Source organism: Bacillus sp. B2-WWTP-C-10-Post-4, assembly GCF_009183805.1.
Lineage (GTDB): Bacteria > Bacillota > Bacilli > Bacillales > Bacillaceae_G > Bacillus_A > Bacillus_A cereus.
Genome location: NZ_WEII01000056.1, coordinates 19,594 through 31,041 on the forward strand (window position 1 = coordinate 19,594; position 11,448 = coordinate 31,041).

The following is an 11,448-nucleotide window of genomic DNA, read 5'->3' on the forward strand; positions in this document are numbered from 1 at the left end:
AAGGAGCTTTTTCGTATGTACGGTGTTAGATTAGCCTTCGATAATTTCGTATTCTTCGTCTGCAAGTAATAAAATTTGCGTTTTCTTGCCTTTGTTTTGAACTTCAATTACATCGTATGCGCCTAAGTCTCTTACTTTGCTTTGAGAAGCGTTAACCATAACTTCAATAGAATCAATTAAGATATCTTCTTCAATATATGATTCAGGCAATGCCATATCTTCAGTATCTAATACACACGCATATAGATTTTGTAAATTTTCAGTAGTTGGGTTTTGTTCCTCAACATCAATGATATTTTTTACTGCATCCATATTTTCTTCTTTTGCTTGGTACACTTTAATTTTAGCCATAATTTTAATCTCCTTTATAACGTAATCGTAGAGGCTACACCTCATTATAACGTTTTTTTTATGAAAGATGAAATTGTTATATGTATTTATAGTAAAAATTATGTGTCCTTACTCAAAATTGGTGTAATTTCCATATAAATGTACGAGTAGGTAACGATAATGTTACGTTAAAGTTATATTGTCCAAGCTTTTCTTATTTTCTTCTCATATATATGTAGTAGCAATTCTATATAGAGAAGGGATGGAGTGTAAGTGGGTTGTGAACCGAGAGTTTCTAGAGATTTTGTTCAAGTACCTGAACTGGTAGGTTTTCGATTACTTTTATCACATCCAGCTGGAGACCCTTTAAACTACGGATTATTATTTATTAATTTTCCTGATACGATTTTTATTTTTATATTGGCATCAAGCGGATACCTTTCCATTTCGAACTGTTTAAAAATAGAGGGCGGAACTGGTGATGCCGAAATAGAAGAGATAAAAAAATGATAGAGGATGACGTTAACACGTACAAATCAGTTGTTAAATTGACTAAAGTATATAAGAACGGTGAGACGGAATCTTTTATTTATAAAAATGAGTTATAATACATGTATTTAAATGCACCCTCAAACTATTGTTGAGGGGTTGTTACATAATTAATTATGTTGGTCCTTCAAACCGTTTGTTAACGGGTAAGAAATATATTTATTGTTGACTTATTTTATAGGTTGATCATTTCATAGTTAGTAGATGTTATAATCATTTTATGTTTACTGATATTTTATAAATATTCGAAGTTTTAATTTAATAGTCAATTGCTTTTATGATGAACAGGTGGGTATGTATATGAATACGAATTATGGAGCGCTCATGAAAATGTTAAGAGTAGTTGATTCTAAAGAAGGCGGGAATGTAAATGATATATGAAGAGAATATACATACAAGAAAAAAACTAGTTTCTATGTTTGAGGATTTCAATAACGTTGTTTTACTTTCTTATTTACAAGGGCATATGGGTACTGCTTGGGTAAATGACCTTAAAAATCCAAAAGTAGCACAAGTTACGGTAGGGATTTTTACATTTTACGCTGGAGACCCAAATACGAAAGAAACAGAAGAGTTATTACGTAATATTCCAGAAAGAATTTTAGTTATCGTAAATAGTGAAGAGTGGAAACAACGCTTAGAAACATTCCATGAAAGAAAAATAGATAAGTTTTTACGTTATAAATTCAAACGAAATCCAGAAGTTTTTAATCGTTCAAAATTACAATCTTTTATATCAACACTTCCAAAAGAATATGAGTTAAGAAGAATAGATGAGCATATCGCAAATAGCCCCAAATTACATAAGATATCTGAAGATTTTACAAGTCAATTTCATTCGGTAGAAGATTATATAAACCGTGGTATAGGTTATAGCATTTTATATAACGGAGAAGTTGTATGCGGTGCATCCTCGTATAGTATTTATAATGACGGGATTGAAATTGAAGTTGCGACTGATCACAATCATAGAAGAGAGGGCTTGGCAACTGTAGTTAGTGCAGCTATTATATTGGATTGCTTAGAAAATGGAAAGTATCCAAACTGGGACGCAGCGAATACTACATCTGCTAAACTAGCAGAAAAGTTAGGATATGAATTTGATAAGGCATATGATACTTATTTTGTAGATAATAGATGAGTGAAGGAGTTACATACTAAAAAATAAATACGCCCTAGTACGTAAGTCTAGGGCGCATGTATTAGTTGGTAAATATCTTCATAACAATTTTATTATATTTTATCTTTTGAATGTTTGGAATTAAAGATATTTATGTGACTTTTTGAAAAAATAAAAGAGCAGCTAGCAAAAGCCAACTGCTCTTCTCCAAGGGGGAATGGAGAAATACAATCATGTTACCTATAGTATTGACAGAACATTGAGTTTTAATCAGCCATTTATAAAAGGAGAGATAAAATATCTTTGATTAATCCTTAGCTCGGATTAGGAGTACTGATAGAAAAACGATTGAGAATATATTTTTTTATTATATTTACAATTTGAAGAGTAGAAAGTGTATTTAAGTATGGGTCTTTTATATAAATGTGAAATAAAAGAGGGTTGTCTTCTTATTAGAAGGCAGCTTTTTGTTATTACAAAAAAGAATTAGAAATAAAATATAAATTCAGTTACTTGTCCAAACAATTTTTTTAAAAATACATAAAATGCTAGTAGTTAGCCAATATTTTTATATTGCTAATTTTTTAGACTAAAAGGGGTGATTTTATGTGTGATTGTGAAGTTTGTAGAAGAAAGAAAAAACGTGATCCATTAAATCGGGGTTCTGAACCAAAAAAACAGGATTCCGAATCAGTAAATTCTTATTCATTTAGTAAAAATGCAAATTTTTTAGAAGAAGCTATACAAACAGATGAAATCGATCAAGTTTCTGAGGAATATATTGAAATAGTTGATTCAGCAGATGTAGAAGTTACTACTACAGATACAAAAGCTGCGTTATCTATTCAAGCTGCATTACAAGCAGCTATCGTGGTTATAATAAGTATTTCTATAGCAGATAGTGAAAAAGCTGACCGTGTAGCACAAGAATTGTTTCAAAAATCATCTATTAAACAAATTAATAAACAAGAAACTGTTATTAGAAATTCTAGAAATGTTACAGTTACGACTACAGATACAGACATAGCAGTAAATGTTCAAATTCTTCTCCAAATTTTATTAGCTTTACTAGTAAAATTAAATATTTTATAAAATGTTTAACCTTTTTTAGATATAGTGCATCTTACAGGTAAAGATTCACTGTTTTAATTATAGTACAGGCTATAAATATTTATCATAACTGGACTAATATTCAACATCACCAAAGTATGAATGTAAACAAACAATGTGATGGAAAATAAAGTTTGGTTATTTTATGAAAATTGAAAAGCCATTTCCTTTATTGGATTTGGCTTTTCAATTTTAAACAGTATGAATTTGAAAAGATAATATTAAGTTAAAGAAGTAAAATATACTGATACAAAATACTTATAAAATTACTCGTGTTATAGAAAAATAATAAGAAAAGGATGTTTAAAATAGAATCATTTTCATTAATAGTTCAAGTTTTGAAGAATAGTGCATACAATATAAAGTGTTTTCCTTTCTTCATTTAAGTTTTACGTATATAATTTAAAAGTACTATTTTTATTTTATTATTTTATATTTATAACAGAATAGAGGTTTAAAAATGAGTGTTAAAATCATTACGGATAGTGCGGCGGATTTACCAGTAGAATTGCTGCAAGCATATGATATTGATTTAATTCCACTCCGTGTATATGATGAAGCAGAAACAGAGTATTTAGATGGAGTAACATTAGAGTCAGTTACATTATTGCAAAAAATGAGAGAAGGCGCTGTTTATAGAACGTCATTGCCTTCGCTTGAAACTTTCCAAGAAAAATTTGTTTCTTATGCAAAAGAAGGTAATCCTTGTATATATTTAGCTTTTTCATCTGAACTGTCTGGTACATATCAATCATCAGTTGTCATTAAAGAGGAAGTAAAAGAAACATATGCAGATTTAGATTTAGAAATTATTGATACAAAATGCGCTTCGCTTGGTCAAGGTCTTGTCGTTTTAGAAGCTGCTAAAATGGCAAAAGACGGCGCATCAAAAGAAGATATTTTAAACCGTGTCGCTTTTCTAATGAACCATATGGAGCACATCTTCACTGTAGCTGACTTACAGTACCTTGTTAGAGGTGGACGTTTAAGTAAAGTAGCTGGTTTTATCGGTGGTTTACTAAACATTAAGCCTATCTTAAACGTGGAAGAAGGAAAACTTGTACCACTTGAAAAGGTAAGAGGGAAAAAGAAAGTATTAAGCCGAATTGTTGATATTATGGAAGAACGTGGTAAAGACCTTAAAGGTCAAACAATCGGTATGACTCATGGTGATGACTTAGAAACAGCGGAAGCATTAAAATCATTAATTACGGAAAGATTCGGTTGTGAAGTATTTATCGTAAATACAATTGGTGCAGCAATCGGAGCACATACAGGACCTGGCGTTATAACGTTATTTTTCTTAAATGAAGTAGAGTAAAGGATTGATCATTTGATCAATCCTTTTTTCTTTAATCTGTGATTACCGGTCGATATGGTATTGGTGAAGATAAAATCTTTGAAGTTTTCCTATATGAATTGCTCTCTTGTAGAGGGAGTATTTTTTATATGTGGAATGATACTTAATGGTAGAAGAAAAGAGTATAAATAAGAATGTATTTGTAGGAATTTAAATATTTGAAGATATCGAAATTTTGCCATTTCATATATAATTGTGTGGGGAGAAATATCTGTAACTATTTGTAAAAATAGGGGGTGGCTATAAAAATGCAAGAAATTGCTAGATGGGATTTAAATCGATTGTATTCGAATGAGGATATTCTATTTCCGATTTTGGAGTTGAAAGAGCAATATTTTGTAACAAAAGATGTAGAGGTTCTTTCAAAGCTAATACAAGCTATTGAAAAAGCAGAATACTATTTGTACTGTAGATCAGTTGAAGAAAGTGTACCATCTGACCTTACTAAATTGACCGTGAAAGTGAAGGAACTAAAAAATGAATTACAGCAAGTAATAAAACATAATGAAGTGGAAACTTCAGATAATACTAAGTTAATAAAAGATGAGCTTAATGCGTGGGAAAATATGTACATACAATTACGGGATAGGATAGAAATAGAGCGCAATAATAGACAATTATCCTTTGGACAAGCAAATACTATTGCAATGAATAGTGATAATGAAAAGGAAAGATTAGAAGTATTCGAGTTACTTACAAGTACTTTACATAAGGAAAAAGAAATCTTTGCTACTGTATTAAATCAAATAGGGAGATTGCGTAATGCAAAGAGTAATGAAATAGAAGATAGAGAGATTTTAACACAATCTTTTCATGCGAATGGCATTTCAGAAACTGTATTATTCCAAATGTGGAATGCGACAGAAGAAAACCTTGATAAATTAGTAAGTGCTTTAAACTTGTATAAGAAAGGAAAAGCTTCAATTACATGGCATGAACTTATGACGGTAAAGGAAAGTAATGAGATCATGATTCCTTTTTCAGTAGCAATACAAAACGTTTATGATGCATGTAAGAATATTGATGAAGAATTAGCAGAATTTGCACGTAATGCGATAGAAAGTGGTTGGGTAGATGCTGAACCGAGAGAGAATAAACCACCAGGTGGGTTTTGTGCTCCATTTTTCAGTGAGAAAGAATCGAGAATTTCCATTTGTTATGATGGGAGTATAGATAGTGTAAGAGTGCTCGCTCATGAATTAGGACATGCTTGGCATTTTTATAATATGAGTTTTGAACAATCTACATCTTTTTTAGATGATTACTTGCCAATGAGTACGGCTGAATCAGCATCTATTTTCTTTGAAACGGTACTCTTAAATTATCTAATTGAAACAACGGATAGTAAAGATATGAAAAAGTCATTACTTAGCTGGAAAATAAGAAATAGTTTTAATTATGTAATGGCAATACGAGCATCGTATCAGTTTGAAAAAACATTTTATGAAAAATGTAAAGAGGGTCCTTTAAGTGCTGATGAAATTGAGAAATTATCTATAATTGCACAAAAAGAAGCTTATGGAAAAGCTTTAAGTGAATACCAGCCGTTTGTATGGATGAAATATATTCAATTTTATATAGCAGATGTTCCTTTTTACAATTATCCATACACATTTGGATATTTAGTAAGTTTTAGCTTATTAGAAATAGCTCAAGAAGGTAAAAGTACTTTTCATTCGAAATATAAAGAGTTCTTACGAGAAACAGGAAAGGCTCCAGTAGAGGAGCTTATGAAAAAACATTTTGAAATAGATATAAGAAATTATGAATTTTGGAATAAAGCTTTTATTCAAATTTCTAAAGACATTGATAAATATTTGCAGCTTATGTAAGGGGAGAGTACAGTGGATCAGCAGTTTATAAAAGGTATACCTTTTTCAACTTTAGAATATGCAAAAGCTATAAGTTTATTAAAAGGTTGGCTACATGAACAACAAGAGAAACCCAGGTTTGTAGTAACTGCAAATCCTGAAATTGTTATGTCTGCAAAGGAAAATACGGAAAAATCAAAGGAGTTTAAAAAGATGTTACTATCTGCGGATTTAATAACAGCGGATGGGATTGGTGTCATAATTGGCTCGAAAATATTAAAAGGAACTTTGAAAGAACGTGTTACTGGGGCGGATTTAACTCACGATTTAATAAAATATTGTAACGACAATGAATATCGTGTCTTTCTTTTTGGAGCTGCGCCAGAAAGTAATAAAAAGGCATTAGAAAAATTAAATGAGCAGTTCCCAGGAGCACAATTTAAAGGACAGCATGGATTTGTAAATGGTGAAGAAATAGAAGAAATAAAAATGAAAATTAAGCAGTTCAAGCCGCATTTACTACTCGTAGGACTAGGTTCACCAAAACAAGAAGAGTTCATCTATGAAAACATACAAACATTAAACGTTCCGCTATCTATTGGTATCGGAGGCATGATTGATATAATATCTGGTACTGTAAAAAGAGCACCAAAAATAATGAGGGATACTGGAACTGAATGGCTGTATAGGTTACTCTCACAGCCGAAAAGATTAAAGCGACAACTTGTACTTCCGAAATTTTTATTATCGGTTATGTCTGAGAGGATTAAAGGGATTAATTAATAAAGGGGATTACATACATGAACAGAATCGGCATTATTGGAGCAATGCAAATTGAAATAGATTTACTTTTAGAAAAACTAGTTATACAAGAGGAACAGACAATAGCGGGAATGCCTTTTTATATTGGAGAATTCATGGGAACAGAAGTAATTATTACACGTTCTGGTGTAGGGAAAGTAAATGCAGCTGCATGCGCGCAAACATTAATTCATAAATTTGATGTAGACTCTATCATTAATACGGGCGTTGCTGGCGGATTACATTCAGATGTAAAAGTCGGCGATATAGTTATTTCAACGAATGTTACTCATCATGATGTAAGTAAAACTCAAATGAAAAACTTATTTCCGTTCCAAGAGGAATTTATTGCAAGTAAGGAATTGGTAGAGTTAGCACGTAAAGCTTGTATTAGTAGTAGTTTACAGATTGCAGTTCATGAAGGAAGAATTGTCAGCGGTGAATGTTTTGTTGAAGATTCAAAGTTAAAGGCGAAGTTAATAGACGAATACGCACCTCATTGTACAGAAATGGAAGGGGCAGCAATTGGACATGTTGCCTATATAAATGATATACCGTTTCTCATTATAAGATGTATTTCTGACAGCGCAGATGATGAAGCTCAAATTTCTTATGATGACTTCGCGAAAACCGCTGCGAATTATTGCTCAGAAATTATTATTGAGATGCTTAAAAATATATCTGGTAAAACCATAGTCCAAAAGGAGAGATAGGAATGTTACAAGCATTAATTTTTGATATGGATGGTACGTTATTTCAAACAGATAAAATTTTAGAATTATCATTAGATGATACTTTTGATCACTTAAGATCATTACAATTATGGGATACAGTAACACCAATTGATAAATATAGAGAAATTATGGGTGTGCCGTTACCGAAAGTTTGGGAAGCTTTATTACCGGACCATTCTATTGAAATAAGAGAACAAACAGATGCATATTTTTTAGATAGACTTATTGAAAACATAAAAAGCGGAAAAGGCGCTTTATATCCAAATGTAAAAGAAATATTTACATATATAAAAGAAAATAATTGTTCAATTTACATTGCTAGTAATGGTTTGAAAGAATATTTACGAGCAATCGTAACGTATTATGCTTTAGACAAGTGGGTGACAGAAACGTTTAGTATTGAACAAATACAATCGCTAAATAAAGGTGACTTAGTTAAAAGTATTATGAACAAATATGATATAAAAGAGGCAGCGGTAGTTGGTGACCGGCTATCTGATATAAATGCAGCGAAAGACAACGGTTTACTTGCAATTGGGTGCAATTTTGATTTTGCGCAAGAAGATGAACTTGCTCACGCTGATATAGTAATAGATGATTTAATAGAGTTAAAGCGGATACTGCCTGCTGTACAGAGATAAATAAAGTGTGTGCATTTTTTCCAAGTCCTATATGTCTTATTTTATGGAGGGAGTATGCTTAAAAATAATTTTAAAATTAGTAATATTCCTGCGGTTTTGTGGGGAGAGAAGAGTGAAAAAGTTTTTATTGCAGTACATGGAAATATGTCAAATAAGGAAGATGCAGTTATTCAAATATTAGCTGAAGAAGCCAATCGAAAAGGTTATCAAGTATTAAGCTTTGATTTACCTGAGCATGGAGAAAGAAAAAATGATAACACTCCTTGTAAAGTACAGTTTTGTGTTAATGAATTATCTATAATTATGAACTATGGAAAAGTACATTGGAAAGAAATAAACGTATTTGCATGTAGTATGGGGGCGTATTTTAGTCTTTTAGCTTATCAAAATGATGTGCTAAAAAAGGCATTATTTTTATCACCAGTAGTTAATATGGAACGAATTATTGAAAATATGATGAAATGGTTTAATGTAACACCGGAGCTTTTGCAAAAAGAAATGACTATAGAGACACCTATTGGTCAAAAGTTATATTGGGATTATTTATGCTATGTAAAAGAGCATCCTATTAGTACATGGAATACAGATACATATATTATGTACGGAGCTAAGGATGAACTGTGTGAACTTGAAACTATTAACTATTTTACAAAAAAACATCGTTGTGAATTAGAAGTTATGGAGACGGGTGAACATTACTTTCATACCGAAGAACAGTTAAAGATATTTGAACAGTGGTTACACAAACATATCGATTAACAAATTATAATTTATCTTGAACCTGTTAGAGAAGAATGAGGAATATATAAACTGATAGTATATTTGAGAGAAATTATAAATGGTGAATGTATACACTTAAACAAACAGATGCTTTAGTTCAATAAGAATTAAACAACTTTAAAGAGCCTTACGACACACTAGATTGTAACAAGACTCTTATATTTTCATAATAAAATTAATCGACTGTATTATCGATTTACATATGAAGTGAAGTATATGCATACTATGAATTAAATAAAGTAATAAGCATAAAAATGCTCAGAATAAATGGTTCTCGAGCATTTTTATGTATTTTCGTACTTAGGGGGAGTGGACTTGAAAGATATACATATTCAACAAATAGAAAATTTAATGGAATATGAATTCAGTCATCTCGTTCAAGACAATGAAGAAGAGGGCTTTAATTTCCTTATAAGGCTAATAAATGAATATAAAAACAAAATAAATGTATTCAATAAAACTGGAGAATGTTTATATGGTATTTTCCAAGGGGATATGTTAGTCGGAGTTGGAGGTTTAAATAAAGATTCGTACATAAAAGACAATAGGATTGGGCGGTTAAGGAGATTTTATATTTTAAGGGATTATCGGCGTATAGGGTTAGGGAACTTATTATTAAACCAGCTATTAGGTCATGCGGAAAAGTATTTTGAAGTGATTGTTTTACATACTGACACGAAGCAAGGGGATGTGTTTTATACTGCAAATGGATTTGTGAAAGGGGGATTATATAAGGGATCAAGTCACTACAAAGTATTATAGAGATTGCTATCCAAACAATAGCTACGGAAAGGTATTTTCGTTGATAAATCGATATATCTTAAAAAATCGCTGATATATATGAAGGTGCGACCCTTATATTAGAAACAACTTTTATAATTTCATTTACCAAATTGTTATTATAAAAAAGAGCACCTTAGCTTTTAAAATTTAGCTTATAAGGTGACTCCTTTTCAGTCAATTACGTTTTAACCTTCATTTGTTTCAATAATAATCCTGGTTTACCTTTTACATAATAAAAATGCGGATTATTTTCATCATCATAAAGCATAATATAAGGCTTTTCTTTTAGTGGGAGTAGTATAAGTACTTCGTCTATTGTAGTGTGTAACCATTGATTAGTAATAGAAACCGGCTTAGATAAAGGGATTTTTATCATATAGCCATCTTTTGGAACGACATTTAAGTTTTTAAATGGACCAGTAATTGATTTAGCGTATTGAACTGCTTCTTTTTGGACTATTGGATCTAAAGATTGTTTTTGAATGACCATTTCTTTTTGACAATCAAATACTTCAATTTGTTGATTTGTATTTGCGAACGCATTTGTTGATAATAGAAATAGAAGAAGAGAAATGACCCCAATTTTTTTTATCATAGTACAACACCTCACCATTACTATACCCTCAAAAGCTTTAAATATTTTTCTGTCACATTCATGTAACAAAGATGTTGTATGATACAATTGGTTTTTGTTTAAAAGCAATGGAGGAAAAAATATGAAAGTTTTAATTGCAGATGACGAACAAGATATGTTAAGGATTTTAAAAGCTTATTTTGAAAAAGAAGGCTTTGAAGTATTATTAGCGAAAGACGGAGAGGAAGCACTTCAAATATTTTATGATGAAAAAATTGATTTAGCTATTTTGGATTGGATGATGCCGAAACATAGTGGTATTACTGTCTGTCAGGAAATAAAAAAGAATTCAAGCGTAAAAGTATTAATGCTTACGGCGAAAAGTGAAAGTGAAGATGAATTAGCAGCGCTTCAAAGTGGGGCAGATGAGTACGTAAAAAAACCATTTCATCCAGGAGTACTAATTACACGAGCGAAAAAACTTATTCAGCATGATGATATTATTCAAGTACAAGATGTAAAGATAAATTTCGCCAAAAATAAAGTATATAAAAATGATATAGAGTTAGAAATTACAAAAACAGAGCTCGAATTAATAAAATGCTTTTTAAATCATAAAGGAACTATTTTAACTCGTAAAAAATTGTTAGACATTGTATGGGGATTTGACTATTTTGGAGAAGAGAGAACGGTTGATACACATGTAAGAAGGCTGCGTAAAAAAATTGGAGAAAATATTATTAAGACGCATCGTGGGCTGGGTTATAGTTTGGAGGAACAAAGTGAATAAACTTGGGAAAAAGCTATTTCTCAGCATTTCTTTAACCGTTATTCTTATATTTACAATTTCTTTAT

Annotated in this window: 12 protein-coding genes and 1 pseudogene; 11 read left to right on the forward strand and 2 right to left on the reverse strand. The window is 31.0% G+C overall.

What is annotated here, in order from left to right:
* Positions 1-30: 30 nt before the first annotated feature.
* Positions 31-351, reverse strand: a complete 321-nt coding sequence (locus GBN78_RS19685) for a hypothetical protein (protein WP_001062731.1) — start codon at positions 349-351, stop codon at positions 31-33.
* 261 nt (positions 352-612) lie between these two features.
* On the opposite strand from GBN78_RS19685, the pseudogene GBN78_RS19690 reads away from it, so the two are divergent.
* The 10 genes and pseudogenes from GBN78_RS19690 to GBN78_RS19735 form a co-directional block, all read left to right on the forward strand.
* Positions 613-938, forward strand: a pseudogene (locus GBN78_RS19690) (BC_2878 family exosporium-associated protein); the annotation flags it as partial.
* A gap of 311 nt (positions 939-1,249) precedes the next feature.
* Entirely contained in the window at positions 1,250-2,020 is a 771-nt protein-coding gene (locus tag GBN78_RS19695; RefSeq protein ID WP_152127634.1) for a GNAT family N-acetyltransferase, read from the forward strand.
* Between the two features lie 585 nt (positions 2,021-2,605).
* Entirely contained in the window at positions 2,606-3,091 is a 486-nt protein-coding gene (locus GBN78_RS19700; protein WP_152127635.1) for a spore coat protein, read from the forward strand.
* A gap of 478 nt (positions 3,092-3,569) precedes the next feature.
* Positions 3,570-4,430, forward strand: coding sequence for a DegV family protein (locus GBN78_RS19705; RefSeq protein ID WP_000111646.1), 861 nt, complete (start codon positions 3,570-3,572; stop codon positions 4,428-4,430).
* Positions 4,431-4,717: 287 nt separating this feature from the next.
* Positions 4,718-6,301, forward strand: coding sequence for a M3 family metallopeptidase (locus GBN78_RS19710; protein WP_152127636.1), 1,584 nt, complete (start codon positions 4,718-4,720; stop codon positions 6,299-6,301).
* Positions 6,302-6,313: 12 nt separating this feature from the next.
* Positions 6,314-7,063, forward strand: coding sequence for a WecB/TagA/CpsF family glycosyltransferase (locus tag GBN78_RS19715; protein WP_000372655.1), 750 nt, complete (start codon positions 6,314-6,316; stop codon positions 7,061-7,063).
* A 17-nt stretch (positions 7,064-7,080) separates the two neighbouring features.
* Entirely contained in the window at positions 7,081-7,794 is a 714-nt protein-coding gene (locus GBN78_RS19720) for a 5'-methylthioadenosine/adenosylhomocysteine nucleosidase (RefSeq protein WP_001079722.1), read from the forward strand.
* Between the two features lie 2 nt (positions 7,795-7,796).
* Complete coding sequence (locus tag GBN78_RS19725; protein WP_098378634.1) at positions 7,797-8,456, forward strand: HAD hydrolase-like protein; 660 nt, start codon at positions 7,797-7,799, stop codon at positions 8,454-8,456.
* Between the two features lie 54 nt (positions 8,457-8,510).
* Positions 8,511-9,215 carry an alpha/beta hydrolase gene (locus GBN78_RS19730; RefSeq protein WP_000916869.1) on the forward strand — a complete coding sequence of 235 codons (705 nt, stop codon included), beginning with the start codon at positions 8,511-8,513 and terminating at the stop codon, positions 9,213-9,215.
* A 288-nt stretch (positions 9,216-9,503) separates the two neighbouring features.
* Positions 9,504-9,998, forward strand: a complete 495-nt coding sequence (locus GBN78_RS19735) for a GNAT family N-acetyltransferase (RefSeq protein WP_152127637.1) — start codon at positions 9,504-9,506, stop codon at positions 9,996-9,998.
* 199 nt (positions 9,999-10,197) lie between these two features.
* Here the strand turns inward: GBN78_RS19735 and GBN78_RS19740 are convergent, their stop codons facing one another.
* A complete protein-coding gene (locus GBN78_RS19740) occupies positions 10,198-10,614 on the reverse strand; it encodes a hypothetical protein (RefSeq protein WP_044584557.1) in 417 nt (138 codons plus the stop codon).
* Between the two features lie 121 nt (positions 10,615-10,735).
* Between GBN78_RS19740 and GBN78_RS19745 the strand changes: the two genes are divergently transcribed.
* Positions 10,736-11,383 carry a response regulator transcription factor gene (locus tag GBN78_RS19745; RefSeq protein WP_000865979.1) on the forward strand — a complete coding sequence of 216 codons (648 nt, stop codon included), beginning with the start codon at positions 10,736-10,738 and terminating at the stop codon, positions 11,381-11,383.
* Positions 11,384-11,448 lie beyond the last annotated feature (65 nt).

Bases quoted from the DNA above. Each gene is read 5' to 3' on its own strand.
- GBN78_RS19725 (WP_098378634.1), top strand. From the start codon at position 7,797: ATGTTACAAGCATTAATTTTTGATATGGATGGTACGTTATTTCAAACA.
- GBN78_RS19745 (WP_000865979.1), top strand. From the start codon at position 10,736: ATGAAAGTTTTAATTGCAGATGACGAACAAGATATGTTAAGGATTTTA.
- GBN78_RS19720 (WP_001079722.1), top strand. From the start codon at position 7,081: ATGAACAGAATCGGCATTATTGGAGCAATGCAAATTGAAATAGATTTA.
- GBN78_RS19735 (WP_152127637.1), top strand. From the start codon at position 9,504: ATGGTTCTCGAGCATTTTTATGTATTTTCGTACTTAGGGGGAGTGGAC.
- GBN78_RS19705 (WP_000111646.1), top strand. From the start codon at position 3,570: ATGAGTGTTAAAATCATTACGGATAGTGCGGCGGATTTACCAGTAGAA.
- GBN78_RS19695 (WP_152127634.1), top strand. From the start codon at position 1,250: ATGATATATGAAGAGAATATACATACAAGAAAAAAACTAGTTTCTATG.
- GBN78_RS19730 (WP_000916869.1), top strand. From the start codon at position 8,511: ATGCTTAAAAATAATTTTAAAATTAGTAATATTCCTGCGGTTTTGTGG.
- GBN78_RS19700 (WP_152127635.1), top strand. From the start codon at position 2,606: ATGTGTGATTGTGAAGTTTGTAGAAGAAAGAAAAAACGTGATCCATTA.
- GBN78_RS19710 (WP_152127636.1), top strand. From the start codon at position 4,718: ATGCAAGAAATTGCTAGATGGGATTTAAATCGATTGTATTCGAATGAG.
- GBN78_RS19740 (WP_044584557.1), bottom strand. From the start codon at position 10,614: ATGATAAAAAAAATTGGGGTCATTTCTCTTCTTCTATTTCTATTATCA.
- GBN78_RS19685 (WP_001062731.1), bottom strand. From the start codon at position 351: ATGGCTAAAATTAAAGTGTACCAAGCAAAAGAAGAAAATATGGATGCA.